Origin of the sequence: Vibrio sp. 10N.247.311.51 (assembly GCF_041467855.1) — a bacterium.
Classification (GTDB): domain Bacteria; phylum Pseudomonadota; class Gammaproteobacteria; order Enterobacterales; family Vibrionaceae; genus Vibrio; species Vibrio coralliirubri.
In genome coordinates, this window is sequence record NZ_JBFSVK010000015.1 from 26,311 (window position 1) to 43,646 (window position 17,336).

12 protein-coding genes are annotated in these 17,336 nt (G+C 45.6%); 6 read left to right on the forward strand and 6 right to left on the reverse strand.

The features are described 5' to 3' along the window. The first annotated feature begins 112 nt into the window (after positions 1 to 112). Complete coding sequence (gene fdhF, locus AB6E85_RS14435; protein ID WP_372143098.1) at positions 113 to 4,342, forward strand: formate dehydrogenase subunit alpha; 4,230 nt, start codon at positions 113 to 115, stop codon at positions 4,340 to 4,342. 129 nt (positions 4,343 to 4,471) lie between these two features. On the opposite strand, the gene AB6E85_RS14440 is transcribed toward fdhF, so the two are convergent. The 6 genes from AB6E85_RS14440 to AB6E85_RS14465 form a co-directional block, all read right to left on the reverse strand. Beyond that, a complete protein-coding gene (locus AB6E85_RS14440; RefSeq protein WP_029235462.1) occupies positions 4,472 to 5,452 on the reverse strand; it encodes an alpha-L-glutamate ligase-like protein in 981 nt (326 codons plus the stop codon). 3 nt (positions 5,453 to 5,455) lie between these two features. Beyond that, positions 5,456 to 6,961 carry an inactive transglutaminase family protein gene (locus AB6E85_RS14445; RefSeq protein WP_029235905.1) on the reverse strand — a complete coding sequence of 502 codons (1,506 nt, stop codon included), beginning with the start codon at positions 6,959 to 6,961 and terminating at the stop codon, positions 5,456 to 5,458. Between the two features lie 17 nt (positions 6,962 to 6,978). Further along, positions 6,979 to 7,719, reverse strand: a complete 741-nt coding sequence (locus AB6E85_RS14450) for an ATP-dependent zinc protease (RefSeq protein ID WP_372143099.1) — start codon at positions 7,717 to 7,719, stop codon at positions 6,979 to 6,981. 312 nt (positions 7,720 to 8,031) lie between these two features. Next, positions 8,032 to 9,003: a tRNA 5-methoxyuridine(34)/uridine 5-oxyacetic acid(34) synthase CmoB gene (gene cmoB, locus AB6E85_RS14455; protein ID WP_009846365.1), complete on the reverse strand. Its 972-nt coding sequence runs from the start codon at positions 9,001 to 9,003 to the stop codon at positions 8,032 to 8,034. Between the two features lie 186 nt (positions 9,004 to 9,189). Beyond that, entirely contained in the window at positions 9,190 to 9,918 is a 729-nt protein-coding gene (gene cmoA, locus AB6E85_RS14460) for a carboxy-S-adenosyl-L-methionine synthase CmoA (RefSeq protein WP_048616287.1), read from the reverse strand. A 139-nt stretch (positions 9,919 to 10,057) separates the two neighbouring features. After that, positions 10,058 to 10,963, reverse strand: a complete 906-nt coding sequence (locus tag AB6E85_RS14465; RefSeq protein WP_372143100.1) for a DUF72 domain-containing protein — start codon at positions 10,961 to 10,963, stop codon at positions 10,058 to 10,060. Between the two features lie 314 nt (positions 10,964 to 11,277). On the opposite strand from AB6E85_RS14465, the gene aspS reads away from it, so the two are divergent. The 5 genes from aspS (at position 11,278) to ruvB (ending at position 17,229) form a co-directional block, all read left to right on the forward strand. Next, positions 11,278 to 13,056, forward strand: coding sequence for an aspartate--tRNA ligase (aspS, locus tag AB6E85_RS14470; protein ID WP_372143101.1), 1,779 nt, complete (start codon positions 11,278 to 11,280; stop codon positions 13,054 to 13,056). Between the two features lie 170 nt (positions 13,057 to 13,226). Next, a complete protein-coding gene (gene ruvC, locus AB6E85_RS14475) occupies positions 13,227 to 13,748 on the forward strand; it encodes a crossover junction endodeoxyribonuclease RuvC (RefSeq protein WP_004736470.1) in 522 nt (173 codons plus the stop codon). A gap of 196 nt (positions 13,749 to 13,944) precedes the next feature. Beyond that, complete coding sequence (locus AB6E85_RS14480; protein WP_372143102.1) at positions 13,945 to 15,405, forward strand: methyl-accepting chemotaxis protein; 1,461 nt, start codon at positions 13,945 to 13,947, stop codon at positions 15,403 to 15,405. 92 nt (positions 15,406 to 15,497) lie between these two features. After that, the gene (gene ruvA, locus AB6E85_RS14485) at positions 15,498 to 16,109 is read left to right on the forward strand and encodes a Holliday junction branch migration protein RuvA (RefSeq protein ID WP_017062079.1); all 612 of its coding nucleotides are present in this window, start codon (positions 15,498 to 15,500) and stop codon (positions 16,107 to 16,109) included. A gap of 103 nt (positions 16,110 to 16,212) precedes the next feature. Next, complete coding sequence (ruvB, locus tag AB6E85_RS14490; RefSeq protein ID WP_017062078.1) at positions 16,213 to 17,229, forward strand: Holliday junction branch migration DNA helicase RuvB; 1,017 nt, start codon at positions 16,213 to 16,215, stop codon at positions 17,227 to 17,229. The last annotated feature ends 107 nt before the right edge of the window (positions 17,230 to 17,336 follow it).

Consider the following 17,336-nt stretch of genomic DNA (forward strand, 5'->3'; position numbering starts at 1 on the left):
CACAAATAATGTATGGTAATGACATAGATTTAATAATATTAATAATATTGTATTACTTGAATTTTAATTATTGATAACTCGCGTGTGCGAAAGGTAAAGGTAGGACTTAGGTATGATTCAAATCGTTATTGATGGGAAATATCGAATCGTCGAGCAAGGACAAACCGTTCTTGAAGCGGCAAAAACATGTGGTTTGGAGATCCCATCTTTATGTGGTTTGAATAAAACAGCGGATAAAGTGCCGTGTGATTTGTGTGTCGTTGAAGTTGATGGCGTTGGTGTTACTCGCTCTTGTGAGCTTGAAGTGTCTAATGGGCTGAATATTACCACTCAGTCAAAACAGTTAACGAACCATCGACAAGAAGCGTTGAATCGCATTATGACCGATCACTACGCTGACTGTGAGGCGCCATGCCAAACAGCCTGTCCTGCTGGGGTCGACATCCAATCTTACCTGCACCATATTGCTCAAAATGATCACATCAAAGCGATTGAAGTGATCAAAAAGACATTACCAATGCCGCTTTCAATTGGTCGTGTGTGTCCTGCTTTCTGTGAAACCGAATGTCGTCGTAACTTGGTTGATGAATCCATCGCGATTCGCCAACTCAAACGACACGCTGCCGACGCGGATTTAGCGGCTCAAGAGAGCTACATGCCAGCTAAGAAACCGAATAAAGGCAAGAGTATTGCAATTGTCGGTAGTGGCCCCGGTGGGCTTACGGCGGGTTATTACCTATCTAACGAAGGCTATGATGTCAGTGTCTATGAGTCGATGCCGCAAGCGGGTGGTTGGTTGCGTTACGGTATCCCGGAATATCGCTTGCCTAAGTCGATTCTAGATAAAGAAATCGAGTTGATGTGTCGCAACGGAATGGTGGTTGAGTGCGGTAAAAAACTCGGTGTTGATTTTACACTGTCTGATTTAAGTAACGATTTTGATGCAGTTTGTTTAGCCGTTGGTGCATCGCAAGCGGTCGAGATGAATTACCCGGGTAGCGAACTCGGAGGTTGTTATTTGGGTGTCGATTATCTGAAAGATTACGTGACCGATCAGCAGTACGTCACTGGTAAAAAGGTTGCCGTGATCGGTGGCGGTAATACAGCGATTGACTGTGCTCGAACCGCAGTTCGTGATGGCGCGGATACTACGCTGATTTATCGTCGTACTCGAGATGAGATGCCAGCAGAAGATTACGAAATCGAAGAAGCTGAACATGAGGGTGTGAAGTTCCACTTCTTAACCAACCCTGCAGAAAACATAGCCGATGAAAATGGTCATGTATCAGAAATACGATTAGAACGAATGGCTTTGGGTCCTGCTGATGCTTCAGGCCGCCGCAGCCCTAAACCAACTGGCGAGTTCTTTGTTGAAGCGTTTGATACGGTTATTGCTGCCGTGTCGCAAAAGCCTGATCTGAGCTTTATGGACAATGAAGCGATTGATATTCCTCTTACTCGTTGGAATACCGCAGATGCTGATCCACAAACTATGCATACCGGAACCGGAAATATTTTCAGTATTGGTGATTTCCGACGCGGTCCTGCAACCGCAGTCGAAGCGGTGGGGGATGGGCGTATTGCTGCACAAGCGATCGATCGCTTCTTCCATGGTGATATGGACAATATTCCAGCCAAACCGTTTAACTCAAGAAAGCACAAACAGCTCAAAGCGGTGGATCCTGAGCAATACCAGTCGATACAACGCATGGCTCGTAAGATCATGCCAGAACTAACGCCCGAGCAGCGTGAACAAAGCTTCGATGAAGTAGAAACAGGGTTTGATAATGCTGATGCAATAGCGGAAGCTGCAAGATGTCTAGAGTGTGGCTGCCAAGCCAATACCGATTGCGACCTACGAGACTACTCGACCGAATACAAAGCAACGCAAACGCATCCAGAGTACAAAATCGATGTGGCTTCGAATGAGAGTTGGCAGGCGATTCGTGCTGAAGAAGCGAAGGTCGGGTTAACAAGGCAAAAATTTTCGGTCGATGACAGTTCTGAGTTCATTATCTTTGACGCCAACCGCTGTATTAGTTGTGGCCAGTGTATTCAAGCATGTCGAGAACAGAATGTTCATGGCGTTCTAAGCTTCATGAATCAATCGGATGGCAAACCTGCATCAAGACCCGAATGTCGTCCTAACTTTGGGGCAGATAAGACCTTAATGGGCGACTCAAACTGCGTTCAATGTGGATCGTGTATTCAGGCGTGTCCAACCGGTGCAATGGTGGATGCTCGCGACAGAAAGCAGGGAGACATAGACGTACTCAAGAAAGTCGATACCATCTGCACCTATTGCGGTGTCGGCTGCAAGCTAACCATGCATATCGATGAGCAGAAAAACAAAATCCGCTATATCGAAGGCGGAGACTCTCCGGTTAATGAAGGCATGTTGTGTGTTAAGGGACGATTTGGCTTCGATTTTGTGGGCAGCGATGCGCGTTTAACCACACCATTAATTCGTAAAGATGGCTGGTTGCAACCTGCAAGTTGGGATGAGGCAGTTAAGCTTATTGCCGAGAAGTTTACTGCGATTAAGCAAGGCTTTGGCAGTAACGCTTTAGCGGGGTTCTCGTCGGCGAAAACCACCAATGAAGATAACTATGCCTTCCAAAAATTCATACGTCGTGAACTCGGTACCAATAACGTCGATCACTGTGCGCGCCTTTGTCACGCATCTACTGTTACTGGTTTAGAGGCTTCGCTAGGTAGCGGGGCGATGACCAATGATATTCCAAGCATCAAGCACTCTGATGTGATCTTTATTATTGGCTCCGACACCACGTCAGCACACCCAATTATTGGTTCGCACATCAAGCAGGCGGTACGACACGGCGGAGCAAGATTAATCGTTGCCGATCCAAAACGAATTGATATTGCTGACCATGCTGAACTTTATTTAGCGCACCGACCGGGTACCGATGTAATGCTGATCAATGGTGTGATGCAGCAGATCATCAAACACGGTTGGTATGACCAAGAGTATATCGAAGATCGTGTGGATGGCTTTGATACCTTGCTTCAAGAGGTAATGTCACCAAGTTATTCACTAGACAAAGTGGAGCTGGTAACTGGCGTTAAAGCGGAAGATATTTTTGCGATGGCACGATTGATTGGTACTGCAGAACGAACAGCGGTGTACTACTCGATGGGAATTACGCAACACACTACTGGTCACGATAATGTTCGCTCTATCGCTAACCTACAGCTCTTGTGTGGCAACATCGGAATTGAAGGCGGCGGTATCAACCCATTACGTGGTCAATCCAATGTACAGGGCGCGTGTGACATGGGTGCATTGCCAAACAACCTCCCGGGTTATCAGAAAGTGTATAACCCAATGGTTCGTCAAAAATTCGCGATGGAGTGGGGCGTTTCTGACTTACCGGCTGAAACAGGCTTAACGTTGACCGAAATTATTGATGGGGCGTGTCATCGAGATGTTCGTGGTCTGTACGTAATGGGCGAGAACCCAGTGCTCAGTGACCCGAACCAAGCGCATGTGATTGAAGGTCTTGAAGCGTTAGATTTCCTAGTGGTTCAAGATATTTTCTTAACCGAAACCGCGCAGTATGCCGATGTGGTGCTGCCGTCTTGCTCGTTTGCTGAGAAGTCTGGTCACTTTACTAATACCGAGCGTCGTGTTCAGCGTATTAACCCGGCGGTATTGCCTCCAGGTGAAGCGAAAGAAGATTGGGTGATTATCCAAATGTTGGCTAATGCGATGGGAGGTAATTGGGAATATGGCTCGGTTGCTGATATCACCAATGAGATAGCACGGGTCACGCCACAGTATGGTGGTTTACGTTGGGAGAACATTACGGTGAACGGCGTGCAATGGCCAAGTAATAAGAACAACCCTGATGGCACACGCATCATGCACCAGACCCAATTTACACGTGGGCGTGGTCAAATGGAGGCGATTCCGTTTAGATATGCTGCTGAGCTACCGGATGCGGAATACCCGTTAGTATTAACGACAGGCCGTATTCTAGAGCAGTTCCACACCGGAACCATGACACGTAAAACTAAAGGACTGGATAATTTAGCAGGGCCGCGTGCCATGGTGAGTGTTCATGATGCTGAAGCGTTAGGTATCTCGAATGGTCAGATGCTCAAGGTCTCAACACGTCGTGGTGAAATCGAAATCGCGGCCTTTGTGACTAAACGAATGCAAAAGGGTGTGGTGTTTATTCCATTCCATTTTGTTGAATCGCCGGTTAACCGCTTGACTACCACAGCGACTGATCCACACGCGAAGATCCCTGAGTTTAAGGTGGCGGCTGTGCGTATTGATCCTATTCGTGAGCCTCAGAGTGAAGTAACAGAGGCTTAATCATATTAGCTAGGTGAAGTCGGCAGGCATTAAAAAGCCGCGTAACTCTCAGAGTTATGCGGCCTTTTTATCGAGCTAGATTCAGTATGAATTACTTACTGAGTCGTTTCGCTTTTAATTTAGATGAGCTTAGTTTGGAACAATTTCGCTGCCGTGAACACCAAATTGTTTAGCAGCGTAGGCAACGCGCTCTGCTGGTTTTGGATATTCAGCGGGAGTACCCAGGTTTTCAATATGATGCAAGCGAGGTAATAAACCTGCGCCGTTTGCAATCTGTATTGCTAATCCAGGACGAGCGTTTAGCTCCAGTACCATTGGGCCTTCTTCTTGGTCTAAAACCATGTCCGTACCCATGTAGCCAAGGCCTGTCATTTCCCAAGCACTTGATGCAAGTGTCAGCAGCTTTTCCCAATGCGGCACTTGTAGTAGCGCCAACTCTTTACCCGTATCTGGGTGGTGAGTCACTGGGTGGTCAAATTGAACCGCACGAACAGCTTTACCCGTAGCGATACAAATACCTACGCCCACAGCACCTTGGTGTAAGTTAGCTTTACCATCAGAAGCTGAAGTCGATAGACGCATCATCGCCATTACAGGGTAGCCCTTGAATACAATGATTCGTACATCTGGCACACCCTCGTAACTGAAGCCGTCAAAACACTCGTCAAACTTGATGAGGTTTTCAACTACAGCGACATCGTTCTTACCACCGAGTGAGAAAAGACCCGCGAGAGCGTTACTGATGTGACGCTCTACGTCTTCTTCATTGATAGTCGAACCTGATGGCTTGGTGTAGACGCCGTCCTTGTGAGAAGTCACAACAAGGATACCTTTACCACCACTGCCTTGAGCTGGCTTGATTACGAAACCCGGCCACTCTTTTACCATCTTGTGGATTGTTTTTACTTCAGCTTGATGACCAATCACGCCAATCAGTTTTGGTACAGTAGCACCAGCCTGTTCAGCAATGATCTTCGTCTTAAGCTTGTCATCAACGAGTGGATACTTGGAACGATCATTGTAGCGACCAATATAACTATGGTTACGCTTGTTCATTCCCATTATGCCTTTGTCTTTCAACCTAAACGGTGAAGTAAACTGATCAAACATAACTTAGTCCTCCGCTAGCGGTTTAAAGCGACGAAGCTCGGTTAGACGGTATCCTGTGTAGTTACCTAGTAGCAAGATGGTCGCTAGAATAACAAGTTGTAAACCAATAAAGTTAAACGTTAAGTGCTGAATGAACGGGTTAGTCATGCCTAAGTAAACAAGAACCGCAGTGAATAGAGAACCACCACCTTGTAGCATCACTTCTTTCGCGCCTTCTTCTTCCCATAGGATAGACATACGTTCGATTGTCCAAGATAGGATAATCATTGGGAAGAACGTAATAGATAGACCTTCAGTCAGACCCACTTTAAACGCGACCACAGTAAACACAGAGATAATCATGATTACCGTGATGATTACGGCGGATATCCTGGCTACCAGTAGCAAGTTGAGTTTGGACAAGTAACTTCGAATAATCAGACCCGTACCTACAATAAGTAGGAAGCCAACAATACCCGTTACCAGTTGTGTTTGTACAAAGGCTACCGCAATCAGTACTGGCATGAACGTACCAGACGTTTTCAGACCGATGATGACACGTAAGAACACAACAATCAGAGCACCGATAGGAATCAGCATGATGGTTTTAAACATCGCTTGCTCTTCTAGCGGTAGGCTGTGAATGGAAAGGTTTAATAGTTGATCAGCAGAGACTTTGCTATTGGTTGCTTCCGTTGGTGAAACCTCTTGAGCAATCATAGAGAAGTGAACTTTACTGTTCTGACCGCCAACAACATCCAGTAGAGAAACGTTTGATTCGTCCCAGATGAGTAGGTTTGGTTGAACTTGTTGTTCGCTTGATTCAGGAGAGAATAGAACCCACTCGTCATTATCCCAGATCTGAATCATGTTTTGAATCGACTGACGACGACGACCATCTTCTAGCTCGATAACACCAACCACTTTGTTGTGTATTTTCGCCGCTGAAAGTAGCTTGTGTGTCGCTTCCACTTTGGTCATGTTGTTCAGAATCAGCGCTGAGTTTTGGCTGTCTGGGTCATTAAGTGTTTTGATGAGCTCACGGGTAAAAGTGATATTGTCTGCAGAACGTTTTGTCGCTCTATCAATCAATGCAAGAGAAGCCGCTTCTTCAGGGCCGTCGAAGCTTGGTTGCGAGACTTCACCTTCTGGTGCGATAGCATCAACTTTTGCTTGGTTGTCGACTAGGAATTGTGTTTTGTAGTAGATGGTTTGAGGGCCATCTGCGTATCGAATAGACCACTCTGCGCGGCGACCTGATTCGGTATTCAAGTAAGAGATACCGTAACCTGGCGATGAAGCCGATTCGCCGATAAGTGTGTAGTTAGACTGAGTATGAGGAGCTGCTAAGGAAACTTTTGCTTCTTTGCCTACTGCGTTGAACTCGATGCGAGCTTCAACGTCCCAAACCTGTCTGGTTTCCCCTGGAGTCCAAGGTACACCGTAGGTCGTATGTCTGAACATACTCAGTGTTATACCTGCCACGATAAGCAGGAATATAGAGATATAAAATGGAATTCTTGACGTCATAGCTTACCCTACTATTGTTATTTAACTTCCGTTTGTACGTACTTTTTACTTACATCTACTAGCGCTATGTCTTTGATAAATTCGCGCCCTAGTAATACAGGGTGACTCATTTGAGAGCGATCCGCCAATGTAAATTGCGCTTTTTCATGGATTTTTCCAACTTTCACCCATAATTCGATCACAGCTCGACGTTCTGTTTGATCATTGGTTGATTGACGGATTTTTACATAACGTACAACAGGCGCTTCAATCCATTTCTGGTCTTCTTCAGCTTGGGCTTTGTCGTCTAGGTGAAATTTAACCCAGTTCTTGCCGTTACGTTCGAATTCTTTGATATCGACAGCGTTTAAAGAAGAGGTGGTTGCGCCAGTATCAACACGAGCATCAAAACTTTGGGAGATCGAGTCGATAGACACTTTTTCTATGCCGCCAAGGATAGTCGGTTGTGATGTAGGAGCGATAGGAGCAACGGCAACAGCGACAGGTTCTTCTTCCTCTAGCTCTTCGATAACCTTGTGTTCCATGTTCGTTAGATGGGTATCTAATTGATTAGAAAGGGTAGTGATTTCGTCTTCTAAGCTTTCAATATAGTCACTTTGATTGCTTAGTTGCAGTTCAAGATTTTGAACCTTATTTGCGATGTTTGTCTCTGAGCGGGCAATAGCGTCGAGAGTTTCTTGGTGGTAGGTAGCACCGTTCGTAAGGGTACAACCAGAGAGCAAACCAACCGCCACAATAGGCGATAATCGCTTAAACATAAAAAAACCTTTGAGAATTAGAGAATAGTTCAGACTATTTAGAAGTTTAGCCCACAAAAAAGGATGCGTGAAGCATCCTATTGTAAGAGTCTGGTCATATTGAATCGCAATGTGAGCGCTACGCCAATTATTGCTATTTGAAATAGCTCACTTATTAAACATAAGTCAATTTTTGTTCAATTCGTGAGCTCAGGAAGCAAAGTTCACCGCGAAATTAACGGTGACTTTTTGACCATGCAAGTAATTGTTTTGCTGCCTTAATAGGCTTGTGTTTTATTTACTCAATATGCCACTGCTTTGTGGGCAGTAAATCTATGGTTTTGTTGCTACCAGAATCGCACGTCTCGGTGCAGGGTGACCTTCAACCGTTTTACTTGGATCGTTCGGATCGAGGTAATCTGGAAGAGAGTTGTGTGTCATCCATTCTGTGGTGCGTTGTTCACCAATTGTCGTGACATTTTCGTCAACGATTCGTACGTCTTCAAAACCAACTTGTTCTAGCCAGCGTTTCAGTGCGCGAGCTGAAGGGAAGAAGTAGACGTTTCTCATTTGCGCGTAACGGTCAACCGGAACCAGTACCGCATTTTCGTCGCCTTCGATAACCAAGGTTTCAAGAACGAGTTCACCGCCTGATACCAATTGGTCTTTTAGTTGAATCAAATGGTCCAGTGGCGAACGGCGGTGGTAAAGCACCCCCATGCTGAATACAGTGTCGTAAGCTTCTAGCTTTGGCAGCTGCTCAATACCTAGAGGTAATAGGTGAGCTCGTTGGTCATCGCCCATCAACTTACGAATTGCTTCAAATTGAACCAAGAACAGGTGAGAAGGATCGATACCAACCGTTAAGCGGGCACCTTCACCCAGCATGCGCCACATGTGGTAACCATTGCCACAACCTACATCGAGAACCGAGCGGTTTTTCAATGGAGAGATATGTGGAAGCACACGATCCCATTTCCAGTCACTGCGCCACTCAGTATCGATATGAATATCGTGAACCGTGTAAGGGCCTTTTCTCCATGGGTGGAAAGTCTTTAGTAGGCTTTCTAACTTTTTAAGCTCGCCCGTGTGAAACGGTGTTGAGCTACCAATCGTCACTGAGTTTTTCAGGTCAACTTGGTCTGGCACACCCTGTGGAATCTTATTTAGTGCACGTAACCAGCGGTCAAAGTCACCGTGCTCTGCATTTTGCCAATCGGTCAGTTGCTGTGGCAGTACATTTAGCCACGGCTGAAGGCGAGTATCTTGGGCAATAAGTTGATAAAAATTGGCAAAATTAAACATAGGTTTTCACTGAGTTGGTGGTGTAGAAATTAAATTTGTCACTCGATTAAGAGTGTGGACAAACATGCTAGGGAATCTCGTTTATCGTGTTTGATTAGAGCTCCCCAACTCGCTCGTTCCTCGCTCTTGAGGATGGCATTTTAGTACGTGCTAACGGTGTCGCGACTGTTACGTAATTGCAAATGTTTACTTTATCGCGAACATTGAACCAAAGTTGAAACATTGGAACCAGACTTCGCTGCTTGAGAAGCCAATCTTATCAAATCGCTCTCTGTGAACAGGGATCGAATCTGGGCGCATCACGTTTTCAATTGCGCTGCGCTTCTGGCTTACTTCTAGCTCGCTGTATCCATTAGCACGCTTGAAATCATGGTGCAGGTCGATAAGCAGTTCATTTGAGCTTTCATCTTCGAATACGTATTTTTCTGACAGGATTAAGATCCCGCCTGGGCGCAAGCCAGCATGAATTTTCTCAAGCAGAGCGTATCGATCGTCCGGAGAAAGAAATTGCAGCGTAAAGTTAAGTACCACAACAGAAGCGTCTATGATTTCCACTTCACGGATGTCTGCTTCAATCACTTCTACCGGCGTGTCACTGCGGTAAGCATTAACGTGCAATTTGCAGCGCTCAACCATGGCTTCTGAATTATCGATCGCGAAAATCGTGCAGCCTTCTTGCTGAATGTGACGACGCATAGAAAGTGTCGCAGCACCAAGCGAGCAGCCAAGGTCGTAAATATTTGAATGTGGCTTTACAAAGCGCTCAGCCAGCATGCCGATTGCAGAGATGATATTGCTATAGCCAGGCACCGAACGTTGAATCATATCCGGAAATACTTCAGCAACCCTTGCATCAAAGGTGAAGTCTCCAATTTTATCAATAGGAGCGGAAAAGATATTGTCTGTGTTGCTCATAGCATTTTCTCTCGACAGTCAGCGTAATTGGCACAAAATTCGTACCAAATAAAAGGGGACGTATTTTACGTAAAAAAAGCGCTACTGTCACGAAAACTGAGATTTAGCTCAAGGTTCGAAGTTACTCATAGATGATGGGTTAAAACATCGAGATTTGATGATTGCCTTTTTGAGCCGGAAACTGAGCCAGATCGGGCAGTAATAATGATGTATTTTCAGACACTTGCTTTTGTAGTCGTTTATAGATAGCAATCGCAAGTTCAGGTGCGTGGTTGTTGTCTGGGGTGTGGATCATTAAATAGGGTTGTTTGCCGTCATTAAGCCAGTTTGGGATTTTGGCAAACCAAGGCTTAAAAAACTCAATATTAGGTTCTTGGTCTGGGTGACCAATAAATCGAATCATTGGGTTATTGGCGGTCGCAATTGCATGAACAGGAACACGCGGTTTTTTCTGATGCGCATCGATCACCGCTTCTGTGGTGGGTGGCGCGGAGAAAACGGGGCGGCTGTCCATAATTATGCGATTGATGCCTTCCTCAACCAGCCATTGGTTGAAGCGTTTTTCCGCATCGCTCTTATCAAAGAAACCCAAGTGTCGAACTTCGACGCCAAGCTTCATATCTTTTGGGAACAAGGTGCAAAACTTTTGTAGGGCAGGCAGCATGCTGGGCTCAAAGCTATGTGGCAGTTGAATTGTCCATTGACCAATGCGGCCATGCAGTGGAGACATAGTCATCAAGAACTCTTTGAGCTCTGCTTGGCAGTGCCTGAGTTGCTGCTGGTGGGTGATGAATTTGGGCAATTTGAAAGTGAACTTGAAATCATCGTGACTGGCGGCTTTCCAATTATGAACGGTAGACATACTTGGCGTAGCGTAAAAGGTCGTGTTGCCCTCAACGGTATGAAAAACTTGCGTGTACTTTTCTAAGCGTTCAGCAGGCTTAGTTCCCTTGCCATAGAACTGACTTTGCCACTCAGAGTGAGACCACATGGTTAATCCAAGCCTTAGAGGTAAAGTTTTTGTTGCTATTACACGATCATCCATCTATTACACCGTTATCCATCACGCCATCAGTCATTACAAAAAGTTTTTGGGTTGAAATGAAAATCTACTTTACGAGAGTTTTGCTGATTAAGGTACTTTCGAGATATAATTATCGCAATTTTTTCGGTTTTGATGAATCTTTGCGCACTTGATGGGCCAAAAAGCAGCAAAGCCAGATAAAACACAATAAATTCGAATGTGGAAGGTCGATTTTAAGCGAGTTTCCGCGTATAAATGATCCTTTGCTCTGTTGTGTGGAATGACCACTGACAGCTTGGAAATTAGTAAATTATTAAGAGATTGGGAAATTCATTATGCGTACCCATTACTGTGGTAACCTGAACAAGTCCCTGGCGGGACAAACTGTAGAATTGTGCGGCTGGGTAAACCGTCGCCGTGATTTAGGCGGTCTTATCTTTATTGATATGCGTGATCGTGAAGGCATCGTTCAGGTTGTTGTCGATCCAGATATGAAAGATATCTTCCCGATCGCTAACCAACTGCGTAATGAATTCTGTATCAAGTTTACTGGTGAAGTACGTGTTCGTCCGGACAGCCAAGTAAATAAAGACATGGCTACTGGTGAAGTAGAACTTTACGCGACTGGTCTAGAGATCATCAACCGTTCAGAAGCGCTTCCACTAGACTTCAACCAAACGAACTCTGAAGAGCAGCGTCTTAAGTACCGTTACATCGATCTTCGTCGTCCAGAAATGAGCGACCGTATCAAGCTTCGTGCACGTGCTTCTAGCTTCGTTCGTCGTTTCCTAGATGAGAACCTATTCCTAGACATCGAAACGCCAGTACTAACGAAAGCGACACCAGAAGGTGCTCGTGACTACCTAGTACCAAGCCGTGTTCACAAAGGTAGCTTCTACGCACTTCCTCAATCTCCTCAGTTGTTCAAGCAACTGCTGATGATGTCTGGTTTTGACCGTTACTACCAAATCGTTAAATGTTTCCGTGATGAAGATTTACGTGCTGACCGTCAGCCTGAATTTACTCAAATCGATATCGAAACATCTTTCATGACTTCTCAAGAAGTACGTAACGTGACTGAGAAGCTTGTTCACGATATGTGGAAAGAACTTCTAGATGTTGAACTGGGTCAATTCCCAGTAATGCCTTTCTCTGAAGCGATTCGTCGTTTCGGTTCTGATAAGCCAGATCTACGTAACCCACTAGAGCTAGTTGACGTTGCTGACTTGGTTAAAGACGTTGAGTTCAAAGTATTCTCTGGCCCAGCTAACGACGAAAAAGGTCGCGTAGCGGTTATCCGTGTTCCAGGTGGTGCTAAGCTAACTCGTAAGCAAATCGACGGTTATGCTGAACACGTAAACATCTACGGCGCGAAAGGCCTAGCTTGGATGAAGGTTAACGACCGTGCTGCAGGCATGGAAGGTATTCAATCTCCAGTTGCTAAATTCCTAAACGAAGACGTAATCAACGGTATTCTAGATCGCACTCAAGCTGAATCTGGCGATATCATTCTGTTCGGCGCAGACAAAGCGGGCATCGTTGCTGAAGCAATGGGCGCACTTCGTCTTAAACTAGGTACTGATCTAGAGCTAACAGACACATCTGCATGGGCTCCACTGTGGGTTGTTGACTTCCCAATGTTCGAAGAAGACGGTGAAGGTAACCTACACGCAATGCACCACCCATTCACATCACCACTAGGTGTGAACGCGGAAGAGCTTAAAGCGAACCCAGCAGCAGCAAATTCTGATGCATACGACATGGTAATCAACGGCTACGAAGTAGGCGGCGGTTCTGTACGTATTCACAACGCAGAAATGCAAACAGCGGTATTCGGTATCCTAGGTATCGAAGCACAAGAGCAACAAGAGAAGTTCGGCTTCCTACTTGAAGCGCTTAAGTACGGTACGCCACCACACGCAGGTCTAGCATTCGGTCTTGACCGTCTAGCAATGCTACTTTGTGGTACTGAGAACATCCGTGACGTTATCGCATTCCCGAAAACAACAGCTGCAGCATGTCTACTAACAGACGCGCCAAGCCTAGCGAACCCAGCATCACTGGAAGAGCTAGCAATCGCAGTTAAATTGGCAGAGAAAAAAGAGCAAGCGTAAGCCTGTTATCTTTTCTTGCTGATGAAGAGATCCTAGTTGATAGAGAGCTCTTAATTAATTAGCCAGACTAGCCAGTAAATTAGAAAATGCCCGTTAATTTGACGGGCATTTTTTTTTGCGTTCGATATACTAAGCTCATAAAGCATGTATAAATAATCAGTATTGAAGTTATGTCTATTATCTTAGGGATTGACCCTGGTTCGCGTATTACCGGCTATGGTGTGATTCGTCAAAATGGTCGCCATCTATATTACTTAGGTAGCGGTTGTATTCGCACCTCTGAAAAAGAACTGCCGGGCCGCCTCAAACAAATCTACGCCGGTGTGAGCGAAATCATCACTCAGTTTCAGCCGGATGTGTTTGCTATTGAACAGGTCTTCATGGCGAAGAATGCGGATTCTGCACTTAAGCTGGGACAAGCGCGTGGCAGTGCGATAGTGGCTGCGGTAAATGCAGATCTCCCCGTTCATGAATATGCGGCTCGTCTAATCAAACAAGCAGTGACAGGTAATGGTGGTGCAGATAAGTCGATGGTTCAGAACATGGTGATGAGCATGCTCAAGCTACCCGCTAAACCACAGGCCGATGCCGCCGATGCTCTAGGCGTAGCGATCACTCACGCCAACACCAATAAAACCTTGGTTGCGCTGGCAGGTAAAGCGACAGGCGCGAGAAAAGGGCGTTACCGTTAATCCCATCCCTCTGCTTTCTAAAAGCTTGCATTACATGAGCCTGACGCCTCGTTTGGCTCATATCAAAACAATACGCACCTAAATCCTTGATGAAATGAGATCTTTCGAACAGAACCCAGATAATAACATTGCGTATCATTTAACATGTTATTAACATTGGTCAGAGGTCTTACAAGTTAATCAAGGATGATCACTGATGAACCCAATCAAGCTGTGGCGCGCGCTGTTTCTACCTAAAAGTAATGGATGGAATAGCAACGAAGTCAGACAAGCCGATATCTTATTACTCTTCACTTTTATCGCACTCTTTGTGGGTGTCTACAGCCTCATCAAGTGGACCAAGCATGAAGAGCAATTGCTGGTTGCCACTTCCATATTTCTTATCGCCTTTGAATTAGTCTCTGCATTGCTATTACGCATTACCCGAAAGCCTAGCTTGGCATTGAACTTTGGCTTTGTCGGTATGGCGGTGCACGCCCTGAATATCATTTACCAAAGCGGTGGCGTGGTTGAGTCTACTCAGGCTTATTGGGTGCCGTTGTTAGTGGTTGCTTTTTTCCTGTCAGGAACTCGGATTGTCGCCCTTGTATGGAGTGGGTTAGTGATTGGCGCTTCATTGGTGATGACTTCAGTTCATCTTGATGGCTTTGAATTTCCGCAGTTAGTACTTACTCCGGAAGCGGTAGTGGTTGAGACGTGGTCTGGTGTGATCATGCCGCTGGTGGTGATTTGCATTGCTCAAGCGTTTACCGCTAAGCAAAAAGAGGTGGCGATTGAAATGGCGGAAGAAGCGATTTCAGAAAGCCAACAGATTGCTAATCAAGCGACACAGAGTGAAGGGCGACTCTCGGTGGTGCTTGACCAAGCTAATTCGAATTCGGAAAGCTTACAGGGCGTATCTGTGCATCTAGACCAACAGTCGCGAGATTTACATTCGCAAGTTGAGGTGCTGAACATCAATTGCGAATCTCAGGCCAGTGCGGCCGAACAGATGAGCCAACAATTGCACCAAATGACTCAAGGTATCGAAGAATCAAACTCATTTGTGGGTGAGTTGAAAGAGCGTAGTGAAGCGGTCGGAGAGAAAGCGCAAAAGAGCTCTGAGTCATTAGAAGCCTCAACCAGTGCTATCACTCAGATCATTCAAAGTAATCAAGAGATCATGAAAGTCGCTGACTTGATTACTTCAGTAGCGGAACAAACTAATTTGTTGGCATTAAACGCAGCAATAGAAGCGGCTCGCGCAGGTGAGCAGGGAAGAGGCTTTGCAGTAGTCGCCGACCAAGTAAGAGAGTTATCGGCGAAAAGCAGTCATTCTGCGATAGAAATTCGAACCTTGTTGGACCGTAGTAAAGACGAAGTGGAACATGGTCGAGCGATAATTGAAACCACGGCGAATGAGATGAACGGCATCATCTCAGAAGTTCAAACTATCTCGACTGACGTCAATCAGCTCACCAACATTATGGCGATGCAGATGAATTCTTTGAAAGAGCTCGATCTCGCGAGTTCAGAAGTGGCACAGAGCGTTGCGGAAACCAAATCCGTGTCCGGCTTAGTCGCCAATTATGGTTCTGAACTCACAGGGCATGTTACCTCTGTCAAAGAGCTGGTCGAAAGCTTAAATAACGTGGTTTCACAAGCCAAACAAGCGTAAATAAATCACCCGAATAAACACAAAGAACTGGATAAGCATCCAGTTCTTTTATATTCTGTCCCTCAAATTATATTCCATCAAGAGAGTGAATTGTGATCGGACGTCTACGCGGTACATTAATAGAAAAACAGCCACCAGAATTACTAATCGAAGTGAGTGGCGTTGGCTATGAAGTTCAAATGCCAATGAGCTGTTTTTATGAATTACCAAATGTGGGCGAAGAGGCAATTATCTACACTCACTTTGTTGTTCGTGAAGATGCACAACTGCTTTACGGCTTCAATACAGTTAAAGAGCGTGCGCTGTTCCGTGAAGTTATCAAAGCAAATGGTGTTGGTCCTAAACTTGGTCTTGGTATTCTTTCAGGTATGACGGCGAGTCAGTTTGTTCAGAGTGTTGAACGTGAAGATATTTCTACGCTAGTGAAACTGCCGGGTGTCGGTAAGAAAACCGCAGAACGTCTGGTTGTTGAAATGAAAGACCGCCTGAAAGGGTGGGGCGCGGGTGACCTATTTACTCCAGCGACGGATGCAGCACCAATTGATTCTATGCCAACCGTTCACGACGCTGAAGAAGAAGCGGTAAGTGCGTTACTTGCATTAGGTTACAAGCCGACTCAAGCTTCTAAGGTGGTTTCTCAAGTGGCTAAAGATGGCATGACCAGCGAGCAGTTAATTCGCGAAGCACTGAAATCGATGGTTTAATACCTCATATACTTGTTCTACAAAACAGGCTCATTCACTTTGCCTTTACACAGAGTCAAGAAGCGCAGAGTCAACAAGCGCATAGTTAGGAATAGCAGAATTTATGATTGAAGCCGATCGCCTTATTGCACCGGACAACCCAGTATTCAAAGATGAAGATGTCATTGATCGTGCAATACGCCCTAAAGCACTTGCTGACTATCAAGGTCAGGATCATGTTCGTGGCCAAATGGAAATTTTCATCAAAGCGGCGCAATTGCGTAATGAGGCCCTCGATCATTTGTTGATATTTGGTCCTCCAGGCTTGGGGAAAACCACGTTGGCGAACATTGTTGCTAATGAAATGGATGTAAACATTCGCACCACTTCAGGCCCTGTACTGGAAAAAGCCGGCGACCTAGCGGCGCTGCTGACTAACCTTGAAGAAAATGATGTCCTATTCATTGATGAGATCCACCGCCTTAGCCCTGTGGTTGAAGAGGTGTTGTATCCAGCAATGGAAGATTACCAATTAGATATCATGATTGGTGAAGGCCCTGCGGCACGCTCTATCAAGATCGATCTTCCACCTTTTACGTTGATAGGCGCAACGACTCGTGCTGGCTCACTGACATCGCCGTTACGTGACCGTTTTGGTATTACTCAGCGTCTTGAGTACTACAAGGTTGAAGACCTACAAAACATCGTTCAACGCAGTGCAGATTGCCTTGGTCTTTCTATGGAGTCCGAAGGTGCGCTAGAAGTTGCTCGCCGAGCTCGTGGTACGCCACGTATTGCTAACCGTCTACTGCGCCGTGTTCGTGATTATGCGGAGGTAAAAGGCGATGGGCATATTTGTCCAGAGGTTGCTGACAAAGCGCTAAACATGTTGGATGTCGATGCTAAAGGTTTCGACTACATGGATAGAAAGCTTCTGCTGGCGATTATGGAGAAGTTTGGTGGTGGTCCGGTAGGTATCGACAACATGGCTGCCGCGATTGGTGAAGAGAGAGACACCATTGAAGATGTGTTAGAACCTTACTTGATTCAACAAGGTTACCTACAAAGAACGCCAAGAGGTCGAATCGCGACCGATAGGGCGTATTTACACTTCGGAATAGATAAGCCGTCTAATCGTTAAATTATTCATTTTTAAAGATCCCAGTTGCATAAGCGCTGGGATTTTTTGCTTTTTACTGAATAACAACTCTTTGAGCGAGTCGATAAAAAGACTGAATAGCGGTCATC

What these genes read in the sequence shown, in the direction of transcription:
- fdhF (WP_372143098.1), top strand. Translation starts at nt 113, where the DNA reads ATGATTCAAATCGTTATTGATGGGAAATATCGAATCGTCGAGCAAGGA.
- AB6E85_RS14440 (WP_029235462.1), bottom strand. Translation starts at nt 5,452, where the DNA reads ATGTTTGATCAGTTTACTTCACCGTTTAGGTTGAAAGACAAAGGCATA.
- AB6E85_RS14445 (WP_029235905.1), bottom strand. Translation starts at nt 6,961, where the DNA reads ATGACGTCAAGAATTCCATTTTATATCTCTATATTCCTGCTTATCGTG.
- AB6E85_RS14450 (WP_372143099.1), bottom strand. Translation starts at nt 7,719, where the DNA reads ATGTTTAAGCGATTATCGCCTATTGTGGCGGTTGGTTTGCTCTCTGGT.
- cmoB (WP_009846365.1), bottom strand. Translation starts at nt 9,003, where the DNA reads ATGTTTAATTTTGCCAATTTTTATCAACTTATTGCCCAAGATACTCGC.
- cmoA (WP_048616287.1), bottom strand. Translation starts at nt 9,918, where the DNA reads ATGAGCAACACAGACAATATCTTTTCCGCTCCTATTGATAAAATTGGA.
- AB6E85_RS14465 (WP_372143100.1), bottom strand. Translation starts at nt 10,963, where the DNA reads ATGGATGATCGTGTAATAGCAACAAAAACTTTACCTCTAAGGCTTGGA.
- aspS (WP_372143101.1), top strand. Translation starts at nt 11,278, where the DNA reads ATGCGTACCCATTACTGTGGTAACCTGAACAAGTCCCTGGCGGGACAA.
- ruvC (WP_004736470.1), top strand. Translation starts at nt 13,227, where the DNA reads ATGTCTATTATCTTAGGGATTGACCCTGGTTCGCGTATTACCGGCTAT.
- AB6E85_RS14480 (WP_372143102.1), top strand. Translation starts at nt 13,945, where the DNA reads ATGAACCCAATCAAGCTGTGGCGCGCGCTGTTTCTACCTAAAAGTAAT.
- ruvB (WP_017062078.1), top strand. Translation starts at nt 16,213, where the DNA reads ATGATTGAAGCCGATCGCCTTATTGCACCGGACAACCCAGTATTCAAA.